General features: G+C 40.7%; 19 protein-coding genes and 1 rRNA gene. 1 reads left to right on the top strand and 19 read right to left on the bottom strand.

Features of this window, described 5'->3' with window-relative positions:
- Positions 1–80: 80 nt before the first annotated feature.
- The 5 genes from rsmA to metG form a co-directional block, all read right to left on the bottom strand.
- Positions 81–959 carry a 16S rRNA (adenine(1518)-N(6)/adenine(1519)-N(6))-dimethyltransferase RsmA gene (gene rsmA, locus M2369_RS18410; RefSeq protein ID WP_008341873.1) on the bottom strand — a complete coding sequence of 293 codons (879 nt, stop codon included), beginning with the start codon at positions 957–959 and terminating at the stop codon, positions 81–83.
- Positions 952–1,512, bottom strand: a complete 561-nt coding sequence (rnmV, locus tag M2369_RS18405) for a ribonuclease M5 (RefSeq protein ID WP_008341876.1) — start codon at positions 1,510–1,512, stop codon at positions 952–954. Before rnmV ends, rsmA begins: the two co-directional genes overlap by 8 nt.
- A gap of 160 nt (positions 1,513–1,672) precedes the next feature.
- Entirely contained in the window at positions 1,673–2,875 is a 1,203-nt protein-coding gene (locus tag M2369_RS18400; RefSeq protein ID WP_259255594.1) for a G5 and 3D domain-containing protein, read from the bottom strand.
- A 244-nt stretch (positions 2,876–3,119) separates the two neighbouring features.
- Complete coding sequence (locus tag M2369_RS18395) at positions 3,120–3,887, bottom strand: TatD family hydrolase (protein ID WP_017359325.1); 768 nt, start codon at positions 3,885–3,887, stop codon at positions 3,120–3,122.
- A gap of 81 nt (positions 3,888–3,968) precedes the next feature.
- The gene (metG, locus tag M2369_RS18390; RefSeq protein WP_041506541.1) at positions 3,969–5,969 is read right to left on the bottom strand and encodes a methionine--tRNA ligase; all 2,001 of its coding nucleotides are present in this window, start codon (positions 5,967–5,969) and stop codon (positions 3,969–3,971) included.
- A gap of 515 nt (positions 5,970–6,484) precedes the next feature.
- Here metG and M2369_RS18385 point away from each other — a divergent pair.
- A complete protein-coding gene (locus tag M2369_RS18385; RefSeq protein WP_087975202.1) occupies positions 6,485–6,775 on the top strand; it encodes a transition state genes transcriptional regulator AbrB in 291 nt (96 codons plus the stop codon).
- Positions 6,776–6,819: 44 nt separating this feature from the next.
- Here M2369_RS18385 and rsmI read toward each other — a convergent pair whose 3' ends face one another.
- The 14 genes from rsmI to rrf all read right to left on the bottom strand — a co-directional run.
- Positions 6,820–7,701 carry a 16S rRNA (cytidine(1402)-2'-O)-methyltransferase gene (gene rsmI, locus M2369_RS18380; protein ID WP_039170319.1) on the bottom strand — a complete coding sequence of 294 codons (882 nt, stop codon included), beginning with the start codon at positions 7,699–7,701 and terminating at the stop codon, positions 6,820–6,822.
- Positions 7,676–7,975: a GIY-YIG nuclease family protein gene (locus tag M2369_RS18375; protein ID WP_019744059.1), complete on the bottom strand. Its 300-nt coding sequence runs from the start codon at positions 7,973–7,975 to the stop codon at positions 7,676–7,678. Before M2369_RS18375 ends, rsmI begins: the two co-directional genes overlap by 26 nt.
- Positions 7,962–8,705: a tRNA1(Val) (adenine(37)-N6)-methyltransferase gene (locus M2369_RS18370; protein WP_017359328.1), complete on the bottom strand. Its 744-nt coding sequence runs from the start codon at positions 8,703–8,705 to the stop codon at positions 7,962–7,964. Before M2369_RS18370 ends, M2369_RS18375 begins: the two co-directional genes overlap by 14 nt.
- A gap of 55 nt (positions 8,706–8,760) precedes the next feature.
- Positions 8,761–9,114 (bottom strand): DNA replication initiation control protein YabA, encoded by a 354-nt coding sequence (gene yabA / locus M2369_RS18365; protein ID WP_007496228.1) that lies wholly within the window; start codon positions 9,112–9,114, stop codon positions 8,761–8,763.
- A gap of 14 nt (positions 9,115–9,128) precedes the next feature.
- Positions 9,129–9,956 (bottom strand): competence/sporulation regulator complex protein RicT, encoded by an 828-nt coding sequence (gene ricT / locus M2369_RS18360; RefSeq protein ID WP_024719352.1) that lies wholly within the window; start codon positions 9,954–9,956, stop codon positions 9,129–9,131.
- A 2-nt stretch (positions 9,957–9,958) separates the two neighbouring features.
- Positions 9,959–10,948, bottom strand: coding sequence for a DNA polymerase III subunit delta' (gene holB / locus M2369_RS18355; protein ID WP_024719351.1), 990 nt, complete (start codon positions 10,946–10,948; stop codon positions 9,959–9,961).
- Between the two features lie 11 nt (positions 10,949–10,959).
- Entirely contained in the window at positions 10,960–11,400 is a 441-nt protein-coding gene (locus tag M2369_RS18350; protein WP_259255586.1) for a YaaR family protein, read from the bottom strand.
- A gap of 12 nt (positions 11,401–11,412) precedes the next feature.
- Positions 11,413–11,742: a cyclic-di-AMP receptor gene (locus tag M2369_RS18345; protein ID WP_012008640.1), complete on the bottom strand. Its 330-nt coding sequence runs from the start codon at positions 11,740–11,742 to the stop codon at positions 11,413–11,415.
- Between the two features lie 79 nt (positions 11,743–11,821).
- Positions 11,822–12,460 carry a dTMP kinase gene (gene tmk, locus M2369_RS18340; protein ID WP_007496237.1) on the bottom strand — a complete coding sequence of 213 codons (639 nt, stop codon included), beginning with the start codon at positions 12,458–12,460 and terminating at the stop codon, positions 11,822–11,824.
- The gene (locus tag M2369_RS18335; RefSeq protein WP_259255583.1) at positions 12,457–13,863 is read right to left on the bottom strand and encodes an aminotransferase class I/II-fold pyridoxal phosphate-dependent enzyme; all 1,407 of its coding nucleotides are present in this window, start codon (positions 13,861–13,863) and stop codon (positions 12,457–12,459) included. Before M2369_RS18335 ends, tmk begins: the two co-directional genes overlap by 4 nt.
- A 77-nt stretch (positions 13,864–13,940) precedes the next feature.
- On the bottom strand, positions 13,941–15,002 hold the full coding sequence (locus M2369_RS18330) for a toxic anion resistance protein (RefSeq protein ID WP_259255581.1): 1,062 nt from the start codon (positions 15,000–15,002) through the stop codon (positions 13,941–13,943).
- A gap of 21 nt (positions 15,003–15,023) precedes the next feature.
- A complete protein-coding gene (locus M2369_RS18325) occupies positions 15,024–15,638 on the bottom strand; it encodes a 5-bromo-4-chloroindolyl phosphate hydrolysis family protein (RefSeq protein WP_017359333.1) in 615 nt (204 codons plus the stop codon).
- A gap of 128 nt (positions 15,639–15,766) precedes the next feature.
- On the bottom strand, positions 15,767–15,958 hold the full coding sequence (locus M2369_RS18320) for a sigma factor G inhibitor Gin (RefSeq protein ID WP_017359334.1): 192 nt from the start codon (positions 15,956–15,958) through the stop codon (positions 15,767–15,769).
- A 170-nt stretch (positions 15,959–16,128) separates the two neighbouring features.
- Positions 16,129–16,219 (bottom strand): 5S ribosomal RNA (gene rrf, locus M2369_RS18315); the annotation flags it as partial.

The following is a 16,219-nucleotide window of genomic DNA, read 5'->3' as shown; positions in this document are numbered from 1 at the left end:
AGCGAATTTGACATTCGTGAGCACCAGCGCGCAGGACTGACACCGAATGCGAGGGTTTGTCTACACGCGCTGAAAAGCCCTTATGAGAGGGCTTTGTGTAAAACATTGGACAAACGGGCAAATTCATCGATTGACAATGATTCACCGCGGCGTTTCCCATCAACCTCAGCTGTTACAAGGGCTTCTTCAATGATAGCTTTATGTTTCTTACCATCTGGCAGATTGTTCATCAAGTTATTCATCAATGTCTTCCGGCGCTGGCCAAAACTCGCACGAATCAGTTGAAAGAAAAACGTATCATTGTCTACTGAGACCGCAGGCGTTTCACGAACAGTTAGTTTGATTACCGCTGAATCCACATTTGGTTGTGGGACGAAAACCGTTTTCGGCACAACCATGACCGTCTTCGCTTCTGTATAAAATTGCACTGCAATCGACAAAGAGTTGTATTCTTTTGATGAAGGAACAGCAGCCATGCGATCTGCTACTTCTTTTTGCAGCATGACAACGATTCCTTTCAATGGAAGGTTTTCTTCAAGCAATTTCATAATAATTGGTGTCGTCACATAATAAGGAAGGTTTGCTACGACCATTACTTCTTTACAGTCAGCAAATTGTTCTTCAATCACCTTTCTTACATCTGCTTTTAATACGTCTTGATGAATAATGGTGACATTATCATATGGAGAAAGCGTATCGTTTAAAATCGGCAATAAGCGCTGGTCGATTTCAAAAGCCGTGACTTTCTTTGCCCGTTTAGCGAGCTGTTCAGTCAACGCACCGATACCAGGGCCAATTTCAATCACACCGGTCTCATCCGTAATCTCTGCATGATCGACAATGCGATCTAAAATATTCGTATCAATTAAAAAGTTTTGCCCTAAGCTCTTTTTAAAAGAGAAACCGTACTTCTTCAGTATTTCCTTCGTTCTGATGGGCGTCGCAATATCTTTATTCATCGGCTTCCTCCTGCATGACGGTCTTTAAGGCCGCAATAAAATCCTCTTTCGTTATTTGGAACATGTGAAGACGCTTTTGCAGCTGCTTCGCATTTGTATATCCTATATTTAAAAGCACACCTAATCGTTCGCGGCGGCGTTTTGATGCTTCGCCTCCGATAAGGCCTGCGTCAAATAAATCGTCTAACGTAATCTCGCTTTCTGATTCTTCCATTTCCTCATGGACATGTGCAAGGCATTCTCGAATACTATCCAAGGAAGCATGCTCGACACCAATTCCTTTGTCCCGCTTCGCTTTCGCAAGGTGTTTTGGTAAAAAGGCGTGCTTACAGCCAGGGACAGCCTCTGCGATGGTTTTACGGATCTTTTCCCCAGGGAAATCAGGATCAGTTAAAATGATAACCCCTCTCGTCTCCTGAGCAAGACGCACTTGTTGAATGACTGTATCGCCAATGGCAGATCCATTCGTTTCAATCGTATCTGCATCAACTGCCATCTTTACTCTAGCAGTGTCGTCACGACCCTCCACCACAATGATTTCTTTGATTTTCATGTATTCCTCCGCTTGCAAAAACAATCTACATTTTTTTGTCAAAAAATGAAACCTTCCATGCTGTTTTTGCGTCTAATTAATTAGAAAACAGTGCTTCTATTATAACCAAAAAAACAGAGGGTGCGCAAAGCCCTCTGTTCATATAAATGATTTGATGTGTTTATTTGAGCACTCTAATTTTCACTCGTTTATTCCCCCATTGATAAGCTGCCGACTTACTTGGGACGAACACATCAATTTTATTCCCTTTTATAGCAGATCCAGTGTCTGATGCAACGGCATACCCATAGCCTTCCACATACACTTTAGAGCCCAGCGGAATGACACTCGGATCAACTGCTATGACCTTTGCACCTGGATTTGCTTTTAAATTAAAGCCTGTAGACGTTCTGCCCGTACATCCAGCACAGCCCGCTGTATAGGCTGTGGACGTCACATAGAACTCTTTTCCTGACGATTCATTACTTCTTGAAACCGCAGGTGACGCTTTAGGTCCTTTCTTGGACACTTGTGTACCAACGGCCACTAAACGATCCTTACTGTCTTTTGCAGTAACCTCTTTAATTAATTCTTTAGACACCACTTTGCCGTTTTCTTTCACAATGGCATAGTGCTTCTTCAATTTACCTTCTTCACCTTTTTCAAGCACCTTCTCTTTTCCTTTTTCAAGAGATCGATCCTTTTTATGTTTGGTATCAAAAGCAATTTTCTCTTCCACTACATCGGTGACTTTTTCCACCCGAGTGATCTTCACATCTGCGCTTTTTTTAGAAAGGTGACTATGTAACGCAGGTTTGATCTTATCGTGCTTCTTGAGCTTCAGCTCTTGTTGCTTTAAAAAGTCAGCGACCGTAGTCGAAGTGGTCCACACTTTCTTATCCTTTCCTCCATCGTTTAAGCTGACCTGGAAGGCCTGCTGAACCACAAGATCCATATTCTTTTTAATCTTGTCATTCTTTCCTGGAGTTACTTGATCGTGCTTCCCAATATCTATCTTCTCATTCTTCAATAATGCTCCAACCGTCTGATCTGTTGTCCATATCGTTTTCTCTTTCCCATCTAGGGTGAGATGAACCGGTATAGCCGCATCATACACAATGTTCATGTTGTCTTGAATCTTTGTATTTAGACTTGGAGAGATATGATCCTCCGCCCTGGTCCTTATTCCAAGGTCTGAAAGCAGCTGTGCTACTGTCTCTTCATGTGTACGAATTGTCTTCTCTTTGCCATTGATTGAAATGGTAATAGACTGCTTAGTGAGCTCATGCGCACCGTAAGCCGTCCCAGTTCCAGCTAAAAGCAAGCAAGCGACTAGAAATAAAACCTTGCCTTTTCCTAGCTTGACAGAAAACAGATTTTTCATTTTTTGTACGATGAAAAACGCCTCCTTCTCCTCGGAGAGATTATATAGAGTATCTCAAAACCTGTCAACCCTTCCACCCACTGTACAAAAATGCTCGATTGTAAATCTATTATGGGAGATTTTTGGAAGGAAGGGAAGAAAGACTTATCGACAACTTATCCTATGAGGAGGCGCAAACGTGTAGAACTTTTTCGTTATGTTTCACAATTGGACAAGCTTAAACAAGGATTGACATCATATACTGTCAGTTTATACGGAAAACTTTTTTCGCGTTTTCTGTTGTCAATGCAGCAAGCTCTTCAAAGCTTATTTCTCGCAATTCAGCAATTTGTTCTGCGATATATTTCACATAGCTCGGCTCATTTCGTTTCCCTCTAAATGGCGCTGGAGTTAAATACGGGCAGTCTGTCTCAATCAGAAGACGATCACTTGGAATATCCTTTACAACTTCTTTCGGTTTTTTCGCATTTTTAAATGTCACAGGTCCACCGAATGAGATATAAAAGTTCATTTCCATACACGCTTTTGCAATTTCGAGGCTGCCAGTAAAGCAGTGCATAATTCCTCCGACTTCTGCCGCTCCTTCTTCTTTTAAGATCGTCACTACATCTTCCGTAGCGTCACGGTTATGAATGATAATTGGCAGATTCACTTCTTTTGCAAGAGCAATTTGACGTCTAAAGACTTCTTTTTGCACATCTTTAGGCGACTTGTCCCAATAGTAATCTAGACCCATTTCTCCAATGGCAACAACCTTTTCATGCTGAGATAATTCTTTGATCCAAGCCAAATCTTCATCTGTCATATCAATGGCATCAACGGGATGCCAGCCGATGGCTGCATACATAAAATCATATGCTTCAATTAGCTCCATCGCTCTCGTAATGGTTGGACGATCAAACCCGACCACCACAATCTTCTCTACCTTTTCACTTTTGGCTCTTTCAATCACCTGCTCTAAGTCTTCATTATATTGTTCAGCATTTAAGTGGGCATGTGTGTCAAATAACATGGTTGATTTCTCCTTTCGACAATTCTTCTGAAAAACAAAAGGTGTTCGACGAAATGTTACACGTGGAACACCTTTGTTGAATTATAAAATTTTTGTTCCATTTGCTAGAGATTGATCTACTTCAAGAACCTGCAATTTACCACCAGTTTCTCCAGTTAAAATCATTCCCTGGGAAATTTCCCCTCTTAGTTTAACTGGTGTGAGATTCGCTACGCAGACGAGCTTCTTCCCTACCAATTCTTCTGGTTGATAATGCTTGGCAATCCCTGAGACAATTTGTCTCTTTTCAAATCCAAAATCAAGCTGAAGCTTTAAGAGACGGTCAGCTTTTTTCACTGGTGCTGCTTCCAATACTTGTGCTACACGAAGGTCAACTTTCGAAAAATCATCGAAGGCAATTTCGGCACCCAGTTCAGGTAATTCAGTTTCTTCTATTTCAACTGACTCTTCTTCTACCTTAGGCGCACTTCCTTGCATCTTCTCTTTAATGTATGCCACTTCTTCTTCAACCTCTAAACGAGGGAACAACGGCTCACCTTTTTGTACCGTCGCTTTTTGAATCGCACCGAAAGAAAGAATGCTTTCCCAGCTTTTGAGTTTCTCTTCTTCAATTCCAAGCTGGAAGAAGATTTTTTCAGGTGTTTTTGTTAAGAATGGTGTTAACAATACAGCTGTGATTCGAAGTGATTCTGCTAAATGGTACATCACAGAATGCAGTTCTTTTCGTTTTGTTTCATCCTTCGCTAATACCCAAGGAGCTGTTTGATCAATATATTTATTCGTTCTGCTGATTAATGTCCAAACATTTGAAAGAGCCACCGAGAATTCGAGGTTCTCCATCGCTTCTTCATAAGCTTTCACCGTTTGTTCAGCTACAGCTTTTAGTTCCTCATCAAACTCATTGACTGGTCCCTTATAGCTGCTTAATGTACCGTCGAAGTATTTTTGCACCATCGCCACTGTACGGTTAAGTAAGTTCCCTAAATCATTGGCAAGGTCATAGTTTACACGTTCCACGAATCCTTCTGGTGTAAACACACCGTCTGCACCAAATGGGACTTCGCGTAGCAGGTAATAACGAAGAGCATCAAGACCATAGCGATCAATTAACGTAACAGGATCTACTACGTTCCCTTTTGATTTAGACATTTTGCCATCTTTCATGAGCAGCCAGCCATGTGCAAAAATTTGTTTTGGCAACGGCAGATCAAGTGCCATCAGCATAATTGGCCAGTAAATTGTATGGAATCGTACAATTTCTTTCCCAACTAGGTGTACGTTGGCAGGCCAATATTTTTTATATTTTTCATCTTGATCGGTTCCGTAGCCAATCGCTGTTAAGTAGTTGAATAACGCATCAATCCATACATAGATGACGTGCTTCGGATTATTAGGTACTTTAATGCCCCAATCAAAGGTTGTTCTTGATACAGCTAAATCCTCTAACCCCGGTTTAATGAAGTTATTAATCATTTCATTCTTTCTTGATTCAGGCTGAATGAACGACGGGTTCTTTTCGTAATAGTCTAGTAAGCGATCTGCATACTTACTCATACGGAAGAAATATGATTCCTCTTTAATCAATTCAACAGGGTGTCCACTGTCTGGGCTTTTCCCTCCAATGACTTCCCCTTTCTCATTTCGCTCAACATCAACAAGCTGTGTTTCCGTATAGAATGTTTCATCAGGAATACTGTACCAGCCCTCATATTGATCTAAATAAATATCTCCTTGATCAAGCAACTTTTGGAAGACTTGCTCAATGATTTTCGTATGTCTTTTTTCCGTTGTACGAATGAAATCATCGTTTGAAATGTCGAGTTTCTTCCATAATGATTTAATGTCAGCAACGACCGGATCTAAATACTCAATCGGTGTAATATTTTGTTCTTCAGCTTTTTGCTGAATTTTTTGTCCGTGCTCATCTGTACCCGTTAAATACATCACATCATAGCCTTGCAGACGTTTATATCGAGCCATGGCATCCCCTGCCACTGTCGTATAAGCATGTCCAATATGTAATTTTCCGCTCGGATAGTAAATTGGTGTAGTCAGATAAAACGTTTTTTTCTTTTCCGGCATGTCGGAACCTCCTGCTTGTGTGTAAATGTCAAAAAACTCCCGCCCAATGGACGAGAGCGGTTATGAAATCATTAAAATGTGCATTATTCAATTATTTGTTGCGCTTGTGCTTCCTCTATGATACCATCTTAGCCTTTAAGATCAAGCATATATACATAGAACAAGATGAAAAGATCGAAAAAGAGGAGTTTTTCGAAAAAAACGACAAACCTGTCGACATTTTGTCGAATATTGTCGTATGAAATCTATTTTCAGATTTACAATTGGCTAAATTAGGGCAAAAGTCTTGTTAATCTGTTATCGTCATTTTTCATATTTTTATAGATAAATTCTGAAAAATCCTTATACACCGGTAGTTTCAAGGTCCTTTGACTTTAAGAGTCATATTTTACAAACAATAGTAAACAAAATGATTGACGATTTATGGAAACCTTGTTATGCTAGGAATGTAAGGAATTTGTCGAATAATGACGAAGATAATATTATATTAAGAATAAGAACTTTTTGGGAGGAGAATGAAGATGAAATCTACAGGTATTGTACGTAAAGTTGACGAATTAGGACGCGTGGTGATTCCAATCGAGCTTCGCCGTACGTTAGGAATCGCAGAAAAAGACGCTTTGGAAATTTATGTTGATGATGAAAAAATTATCCTAAAAAAATATAAACCAAACATGACTTGCCAAGTAACAGGTGAAGTATCAGACGATAACCTTAAACTTGCTAATGGTAAATTAGTTCTTAGCCGTGAAGGTGCAGAGCAAATCATTAACGAAATCCAAAACCAACTTCAATCACAAAAATAAGTTTTATATAAAAAGGTTCTTGCACCGTTTGCAAGAACCTTTCTTTATTGTTCAATATGATACGCATCATAGATCGTTCGCTTTGGCACACCACGTTCAACCGCTGTACGTTTAATAGCCTCTTTTGACGTTAACCCTTCCTCTATGTAATGGATCACGTGCTCTTTTTCAGATAAAGAATTCCACCAAGCTTCTTCATTCAGTTCTTCTTCATCCTGATCATTTCCTTGTACAACGAGACAGAACTCACCACGGATTTGTTGTTCTGTCACCCAGGTCAGCGCGTATTCTAAATCTCCACGAATAAACTCTTCAAATTTCTTTGTCAGTTCTCTCGTAATGGCAATATTCCGGTTCCCCCACACTTCTTTCATCACAGTCAGCGTTTCTTTTAACCGATGGGGCGCTTCATAGAAAACAATTGTTTCTTGGCGTTTCTTCAATGCTTCCAGCTGTTTTTTCTTTTCCTTTTTTTGACGATCAAGAAAACCGTAAAAGAAAAATGGCTGAGGTGCGATTCCTGACGCAATGAGCGCCGTAAGTGCTGCATTTGCACCAGGTAACGGAATGACATAGCCTCCGATGTTCGTAAAGTCGCGAACCACTTCGGCTCCTGGATCAGAGATCGTCGGTAAACCGGCATCGCTCACGAGTGCAATGTTCTTTCCTTCTTTTAACCATTCGATTAACTTGTGACCACTGCTATCTTTGTTATGTTCATGATAACTCGTTAATGGGGTATCAATTTCATAGACATGACAAAGCTTTTTCGTTTGTCTCGTATCTTCTGCGGCAATATAGTCTACATCTTTTAACGTTTGTATCGCTCGAAACGTCATATCTTCTAAGTTTCCAATCGGGGTTGGTACGAGATAAAGAATCCCCATTTCTGATTGACCATCAAAGCTTTTCTGTGTCTTTTTCATGTGCCGCCTCCTTTTTGATTCGCTTTTCTTCTATATACATGTCCTTTTTTCGACGTGTCCACGTTTTGAAACGATATTCCTGTTGCATGGCTTCTCTTTTGGTTAAAAAGCATTCGTGGTAATAGAGTTCCACCGGCCGTCTAGCTCTCGTATACTTTGCACCCTTCCCACTATTATGGGCAGTCAGCCTTTTTTGTAAGTCATTTGTATACCCAGCGTACAAACTGCCATCTGCACATTTCAATACATAGAAATAATGACTATGCTTCTCCATACAGTATCGTCCTGATTTCTTTTGTATACTCTTGGTCTTCTCCATAAACAAAAAGCGGCGGGAGGATTTTCAAATCCGGTTTTCCATCTTTCATCCCTTCCACTAAAATGGTATTCGCTTCTTTTCCCTGTTTCGGATATACAAATTGAATTCGTTTTGGCTCAATTCGATATTTCTTCATCATTTCAACAATCTCAAGCAGCCGTCCAGGGCGGTGAACCATTGCCAGTTTGCCTCCTTGCTTTAACAAAGTGGAAGAAACACGAATGACATCTTCTAATGTACAATGAATCTCATGACGTGCAATCGCCAAATACTCATTTTCATTGATTTCATCCTTAGAAGGAGTCTTAAAATATGGCGGATTACAAGTAATCACGTCTACTTTGTGGTTTCCGTACCGTTTAGGCATATCATTTAAATCACCATGGATCAACTCAATCTGCTGCTCCAGTTGATTATGCGCCACACTTCTCTTTGCCATATCAAACAGGCGTTCTTGAATTTCAACCCCTGTAATAGAGGCTTTAGATCTCGTCGAAAGCAGCAATGGAACAATGCCATTTCCCGTACAAAGATCAATAATCTCCCCTTTTTGAATCGGCACATACGCAAATTTTGCTAATAACACTGCATCCAATGAAAAGGCGAACACCGTTTTACTTTGTATAATTTTCATATCTTCTGCAAGCAAGTAGTCTAAACGTTCATCTTCTCTTAACGAAACCATGATGTATCCTTTCTTTTCCTGTGAAAAAGGCTCCCGATTCAGCGGAAGCCTTTTCTCATTTTTTATTTAAAAATGACAGACAGAACAAACAGTCTCCCTCTTTCCGAATGCTCCCATAATGTACATTACAAATATGGAAGCCCTCCTGATATAAACGAGCGAGGTTATCATGACCTTCTCCTATATCAGAATGACTTGGCTTCTGGGCAGAATCATGCTCTGCCTCAGACGATTTATCTCGATCGGATTGATCCAGACGTTCACGCAAGTGCTGATTCTCCATCTGCAGCTGGTGATTTTCTTCAATCACTTCACCGATATGATTTTTCAAATCACCTAGCTGGCGATAAAGAGAACCGATTTGTTCTTCTAAATTAATCACCGTATCAAATAGTTCCTTTTTATCCAAGGTGGCACACCTCGTTACTCAGTTGTTTGTGCAGATACAACGCCTTCTTGTATTAATTCTTCCCAAGTATATTCTATCACTTTTTCTTGCCCGGTTAATTCAACTTGCAAAATTCGTTCTAAAATATTAAGCCCTACTACCTTTGCAGAGCCATTAGACGTCTGAATCGTTTCACCGATGTCCGGTAATTGTTCTTTTGCTGTTTCGTACTCATCATTCTCATATTTCAAGCAGCACATCAAACGACCGCAAAGCCCTGAAATTTTGGTAGGGTTTAACGAGAGGTTTTGATCTTTTGCCATTTTAATGGACACAGGTTCAAAATCTCCTAAGAAAGTTGAACAGCAAAGCATACGTCCACACGGACCAATGCCGCCTAGCATTTTCGCCTCGTCTCTTACACCGATTTGACGAAGTTCAATTCTCGTCTTGAAGATAGATGCAAGATCCTTGACCAGCTCACGGAAATCTACTCTGCCATCCGCTGTAAAATAGAAGATGACCTTGTTGCGGTCGAATGTAAATTCGACATCGACCAGTTTCATTTCCAGGCCGTGTTCACTTACTTTCTGAAGACATGTGTCAAAGGCTGCCATCGCTGCTTCTTTGTTCTCCTCAACGATGAGCCGGTCTCGTTCGTCTGCGACGCGAATCACCTTACGCAAAGGGAGAACCACATCGTGTTCATCTACTTTTTTATTGGCGATGACCACTTGCCCGTACTCAACACCTCTAACCGTTTCTACAATGACACAACTATCATTTTCTATATGAAATCCATTAGGATCGAAATAATAGATTTTGCCCGCTTTTTTAAAGCGAACACCAATTACGTTGTACAAGCTTATCCCTCCTGCAACATCAACACCAATTGCTCCATTAGCCCTTGGGCATTCACGTTGGATTGAAGTCTCTTTTTCGCTTCTAATACAGCAAGGATCTGATTCGTCACCATTTGCTGTGTGGAATGCAGCGCGTGCTGCTTCATTGTCTGGAATAAGTCTTGATAAATGACTTTATCTTCATTTCCTATTTGAATCGACAATACATCACGATATATAAATAAAAGCATATCAAGACCAGTTTCTTGAAGGTCTTTCTCTTTGAAAAAAGGCATCCATTGATCTTGTATATAAAAAAATGCATGTTCTTTTCGCTGGTGTAAGACTTCATACAATTTTATCACTTTCGCTCTAGACTCTGCAAACTGATCATTTCGACTTAATTCGAGTGCTTCTGCTAAATTATTGGTTAAATTCGACAAAAGCCTTGCGAGATCCTGAGACACGCCTTCTTGTAAAAGCTGCTGCTCCAAAGATTGCGGCTGCAGCGGCTGAAAGCTAAGCATCTGACATCTTGAAATAATCGTATCCAGCATTTTATGCGATTGTTCGGTGATTAAAACTGCCATCGTTTCCCGGTTGGGCTCCTCTAGGAACTTTAATAAACTGTTCGCAGCATTGACCGTCATTTTGTCCGCATGGAGAATGATATACATTTTCCGATGCGATTCTACGCCTGCTTTTGTAAATTCCTCCTGCAAAGCCTGCACTTGCGCCTTCTTAATTGATTGACCGTCAGGCTGCACTAGATGTAAATCTGGATGGTTGCCAGACTGAATTCTTTTGCAGTTTTGACAGGACTCGCATGGTTTCACTCCTGCTTCCAAACAAAAAAAGCTCTTCGCTAAAAGCATCGCAGCATCTAGCTTTCCTGTCCCTTTTTTTCCTTCAAATAAGTAAGCATGAGCCAGTCGGTCTTTATCAATACTATTAAAAATCAGCCGCATGACGCGCGGCTGTAGATCATTCATGTCATCCCAGCTAATTGCCATGTTATCACTCTCTATGTGTAAAGGTTAATCAATAAACCTTTTATTTCTCCAATACGTTCAAGCAAATCAATCGAGGGTTTCTCTTGATTCATCATATCCTCTGTTAACTCAATCAGCTTTTCATCTAATGCTTTGACTAAAGCGAGTGTTCGTGTGTTGCCATAAATGTCAAAGCTCCTTGATGTCTCTATATTTAATCCATTATCGACTGTTTCTTTTACAAAGCGTTTCACAAGTCCTTTAAACTTAGCCAAATCTTTAAGGTTTCGTGACTTTGTCAGTTTCTTGCCGAAGACTTCGATATCGCTCAGCATGACTGTCAGCTGCTCTAAACGCATTTTACCGCTTTGTGTCTCCATCGATGATTTAAACGATGCTGAAGTTTGGCTTCCTTTCATCGCTTGAAGTTCACGCTTTTCTAAAAGCAGCCGCATATCTTGATTAATTTTCACAGCAACCCATCCTTAAAATTGATGAAATTGTTCAACTGGCAGAATAAAGACGGTAGCTCCACCAACTTCAACCTCAACAGGGTATGGTACATATGAATCTGCATTTCCACCCATTGGTGATACAGGCGCGATCATTTGATCACGTTTACGGCAATTTTCCTTGATTAGCTGTAACGCTTTATCCACTCGGACATCATCGCAACCAATGATAAAAGTCGTATTCCCAGACTTTAGAAATCCACCAGTCGAAGCTAATTTTGTCACGCCGAATTGATGTTCGGTCAATATTTTCAATAACTTGCTGCTATCTTGATCCTGTACAACGGCAACAATTAATTTCATTTGATTGGCCTCCTTCATTTTAGGCACAGGTGACATGCCGATGTCTTCCTCTATATTATAACAACGATTGGGAATGAGGTCATATTTGATTTTTCTTTAATGTGTCCTGAATCAGCTGAAACACCTCATTAAAGACATCCTGAACAGGCTGAGACGCATCTACTACACGGAATCGTTCTGGTGATTGCGCAATCAGCAGCTCATATCCTTCTCTGACCATTTGATGAAAATTCAATGTTTCCATGTCTAATCGATTTTTTTCTCTTCCTTGATTGGCATCAATTCGCTTTAGACCTTCCTCTGGTGTAATGGAAAAGTAAATGGTCATTTGCGGCATCGTACCATCAATGGCAAAATCATTAATGGATTTGACTTCTTCAATCCCAAGCCCTCTCGCATAGCCCTGATAAGCAAGGGAGCTGTCGACAAAACGATCACATAAAACAGTTTCCCCCCGCTTCAATGCCGGTTCTACTTTTTCAGCCAAATGCTGCCTTCTAGCTGCTGCATAAAGCAATGCCTCTGTTTTTGCGTCCATTTTTGTATTTTTTTCATTTAAAATGACTTCACGAATTTGCTCTGCAATGTCAATGCCTCCAGGCTCACGTGTCGCCATCACTGCATAGCCTTGACGTTCCATTTCTTCGTACACTTTTCGAATCACTGTCGTTTTTCCAGCACCCTCAGGCCCTTCAAACGTAATAAACATACCGCTCATAGTGTCTCCTCTTCTATATAAACATATAATTTTCTCTGGTGAATCACCTGACTTGCTTGCACATGAACTTGATGCCCAAGCAAACGGCTTAACGTCGCAATTTGATCTGATTCAATCGGTTCTCCTTTAATCATCAAAGGAATGCCAGGCGGATAGGGAATGACCGATTCTGCACTAATCCGGCCAACTGCTTTTTCGAATGGAACAGCTTCTACATCTCGCTTTTGCTGATCGTCCTCTAAGAAGAGCGATCCCGTTTGAGGTTCTTTTTTTACAAGCAATGAATCACTTTGCTGAAGAGCCTGCTCTATAGCTGTAAAAGGAATGTCCTTTGTCTGCCTTAGACCAAAAACGAGTAAGACTTGATGTTCATCCGCAAGTTCTGGATGAACATCCACCGACTCAAGCACCTTTTTGAGTTCATAGCCTGTCAGCCCTTTTGTTGAACGAATGACACATTTTAATGGATCCATAGGTAAAGAGTCAGACTCAACCACTTCGAGATTGGAAATCATATTGAACTGTGCTTTCAGCTTTGCCAAGTCTCTCAGGATTTCGTCCATTAACCCTTTTCCCTTCAACTCCTCCACATAAGCTCTCGCCACATCTAACGAAGCCATAATTGGATAGGAAGGTGAACTGCTTTGAAGCATCGTTAATAACGTCTTTATCCGCTTCATATCAATTCGGTCTCCTTGAAGATGGAGATAAGACCCCATTGTCATTGCCGGAAGGGTTTTATGTGCTGATTGTACCACCACGTCTGCTCCATAGGAAAGGGCAGATGGAGGAAAGGCACCGCCTAATACAAAATGAGCACCATGTGCCTCATCAACTAATACAATGATGCCAGCTTCATGACACATTTGAATGAGTCCTGATAAATCAGCTGCATGTCCGTAGTAGTTCGGATATGTCAAAACGATTGCCCGGCAGTTAGGATGTGTCGCCATAGCTTGTTTAACTGTTTCCTCCGTCACATGAGTTGGGACGTGCAAGTGCGGATCACTCTCAGTTTCTAACATAATAGGCGTCGCTCCCGCAAGCTCAATCGCATGGAACACAGACTTATGACAATTTCGCTGAACGAAAATGCCCTCCCCAGCCTGACACGCAGACATCACCATCGCCAAATTGCCAACGGTTGTGCCATTCACAAGGAAAAAACTTTGTTTAGCTCCATATAGCTTTGCCAATAAATCCTCTGCCTCTTGAATCACCCCAGTCGGATGGTGAAGATCATCTAGACCTTCAAGTTCTGTCACATCCAGCTGAAGAATGGATGCATAATAGGACCGTGCCTCATCAAAAAAGACATCTCCATTGTGATGTCCCGGAACGTGAAAAGAATAGGGCTTCTTTTCCGCATGTTGTGATAATGCTGTATATAAAGGTGTTTTCAAACAAATCGACCCTTTTCACTTAAACGATATCTTATATCTATTATAACGTTCAAACAAGTGAACTGAAAGATGGATTCTCATTCCTTTATTGGTTTATGATTCACCAGCTTCTGCTCTGCCTCATGCATGCTACTTTTTAATTGAGCTCGTTCTTGGCTCCCATGTTCTTTTACCTGCAACGTTTCCTGCAATGTTTCGGCCAATTGGTGCTGAACCTTTTTCAACGTATCTATAGGCGTTAAGGATGCATCTTCAATCAGCTGTCCTTGCTGCTTCGATACCTGTTCATATGTTTGCTGGATACGCTGCTCAAGCGCTGAATTGGCTCGCTGCTGAATATGATTGAACGCAATCGACATTTGGTTGATCCATAAAGGAATTGATGCGGAAACAGTTGATTGAATATGATTGGCTAATGTATGGTTTGTATGCTGAATCATTCGAATTTGGGCATTACATTGCAGTGCGATTTGACGGCTCAACAACAAATCATACTTCCGTTCTTTTAATCTCTCCATATATTCTTCTTCATCGACTTCCCGACTCATCAATTGTTCCTCTAATGTCCGATCATGTGACTGTGATTCTGTTAGGGCATGTTGCTCTAACAGCGTCAATTTTGCTTCAACTGCTGCAACCTGTAACGTCATCTCTTGAAAGTATGATTGATTTTCTTCAAATAAACGCTCCAATAACTTATGGTCCGAAATTAACACGCCTCTTGCGTAACGAAGCCTTGCTGACAATCTCTCTATCTGTGCTTCTGCTTGTTTAAAACGAGATATGATCTCCTGAGTAGAACGCTTTTCTCGCTGAAATAACCTTAAAAAAAAGCCTCGCTTCTTTGGCAATAAATCCTCTGGCTCCACTAAATGCAGTTGCTGTAAAAAAGCTTCTAGAACGTCTCCGATTTGGTCAATATCTTTTTTCTCCACATATTGCATCATTTGTTTTGATTGTTCTAACAATCGTTCCTGCACACGTGTGCCATAGAAAAGCAGTTTTTGTGGATGGTCAGGGATCTTCTCAGCTCGCTGTAGCGCCTCCTGCTTTTCCTCATCAGATAAGGTATCAAACACCCGAAACGGAAGATCTGTAGTAGATGGGGCTGGTGGTATGACTGGATCTTCTGGTTTCATCGAGTTTGACTCCTTTCATGTCTATTTTTTAATCATTTTATCGGCCACTTCAAGTTCAATATGAAGTGCTTCTATATCTCTTCCTAAAACTTGCTGTAAATCATTCGTTAATTGCTTTTGCAGTTCAGTCAGCGTGACTCGAGTTTGGCTTAATGTCATTTCAAGCTCATGGCTACGATTCGGCTGATTATACAGCAGTGCATATTTCTCAGTTAATTCAACAACAGAATCTAAACTCTCAAAATAAAACCGCTGTGCATCATAAAACCGGTTCGGTTCCTTTTTTGTTATCGTATAGATGCGTCGTGCAAGCCGAAGAATTTCATAATTATGCTTGATCGTCTGTACGTTCTTCACAGCAAATAAAGCTTTCTTCAAACGAACCAGCTTTTGCCCAGCTTCTTTTAAGTGCTGTTTAATATATACATAATCACTGCGAGACAGTCCGTGTTTCTTCAAAAACAACTGGAAGGCAGCCCATCGGCTTCCTGCAAACATCACACCCCACCCAATCATCGCATACAGTATCGACAATCCAACATGATGATGGAAAACACCAATACTGACAGTTAAAATCACCAGCGAAAAAAGAGTAGAGAGAACGGCCCATACAAATGTGTAAAAAATTGATTTCATGTTCATCGACTCCTATGAATAATCAGGCTCTCTGTTTATCTTATTATTTATTACGGTTGATGTCCAAACTAAGTTCCAAAAAACAGGCCCAATCCCCGATTGCCCATAAAAAAAGACCATCTAATGGTCTATGAATACAAAGGCGGCGTATGAAGATTTTTAAGCTTTCTTACATAATCAGCATAACTAGGATCCGAGGTTGATGTAGAAATTAACTTCCGTTCACAATCTCGGCATAAAAACTGATGATATAAATAAATTCCCTTTGTTTTTTTCTCTTCACAAATCAAACAAATTGCTTCTCGCTCTTTTTTGCTCATTGTGACACCTCCACTTATAGCTTCAGTATGCCCTAGCGCTTTCAATTGTATACAAAATTAAGAATGTTTTAGATGATAGTTTAGTATATGTATCCATGCCAGATCGAGTGTTTGTTCCTTTTTTAAAATACAAAAAAGACCAGTTCCGACTGGAACTGATCCTTTGAAAAGCTTGGCGGCGTCCTACTCTCACAGGGGGAAACCCCCAACTACCATCGGCGCTGAAGAGCTTAACTTCCGTGTTCGGTATGGGAACGGGTG

The sequence above is a fragment of the Bacillus sp. JUb11 genome (assembly GCF_024807925.1).
GTDB lineage: Bacteria > Bacillota > Bacilli > Bacillales > Bacillaceae > Bacillus > Bacillus altitudinis.
Note: the sequence above shows the minus strand (reverse complement) of the source record. Positions and strands in the feature narration are given on the sequence as shown.

Coding starts and splice junctions, on each gene's coding strand:
- rsmA (WP_008341873.1), bottom strand. CDS start 959: ATGAATAAAGATATTGCGACGCCCATCAGAACGAAGGAAATACTGAAG.
- rnmV (WP_008341876.1), bottom strand. CDS start 1,512: ATGAAAATCAAAGAAATCATTGTGGTGGAGGGTCGTGACGACACTGCT.
- M2369_RS18400 (WP_259255594.1), bottom strand. CDS start 2,875: ATGAAAAATCTGTTTTCTGTCAAGCTAGGAAAAGGCAAGGTTTTATTT.
- M2369_RS18395 (WP_017359325.1), bottom strand. CDS start 3,887: ATGTTATTTGACACACATGCCCACTTAAATGCTGAACAATATAATGAA.
- metG (WP_041506541.1), bottom strand. CDS start 5,969: ATGCCGGAAAAGAAAAAAACGTTTTATCTGACTACACCAATTTACTAT.
- M2369_RS18385 (WP_087975202.1), top strand. CDS start 6,485: ATGAAGATGAAATCTACAGGTATTGTACGTAAAGTTGACGAATTAGGA.
- rsmI (WP_039170319.1), bottom strand. CDS start 7,701: ATGAAAAAGACACAGAAAAGCTTTGATGGTCAATCAGAAATGGGGATT.
- M2369_RS18375 (WP_019744059.1), bottom strand. CDS start 7,975: ATGGAGAAGCATAGTCATTATTTCTATGTATTGAAATGTGCAGATGGC.
- M2369_RS18370 (WP_017359328.1), bottom strand. CDS start 8,705: ATGGTTTCGTTAAGAGAAGATGAACGTTTAGACTACTTGCTTGCAGAA.
- holB (WP_024719351.1), bottom strand. CDS start 10,948: ATGGCAATTAGCTGGGATGACATGAATGATCTACAGCCGCGCGTCATG.
- M2369_RS18345 (WP_012008640.1), bottom strand. CDS start 11,742: ATGAAATTAATTGTTGCCGTTGTACAGGATCAAGATAGCAGCAAGTTA.
- tmk (WP_007496237.1), bottom strand. CDS start 12,460: ATGAGCGGTATGTTTATTACGTTTGAAGGGCCTGAGGGTGCTGGAAAA.
- M2369_RS18330 (WP_259255581.1), bottom strand. CDS start 15,002: ATGAAACCAGAAGATCCAGTCATACCACCAGCCCCATCTACTACAGAT.
- M2369_RS18325 (WP_017359333.1), bottom strand. CDS start 15,638: ATGAAATCAATTTTTTACACATTTGTATGGGCCGTTCTCTCTACTCTT.
- M2369_RS18320 (WP_017359334.1), bottom strand. CDS start 15,958: ATGAGCAAAAAAGAGCGAGAAGCAATTTGTTTGATTTGTGAAGAGAAA.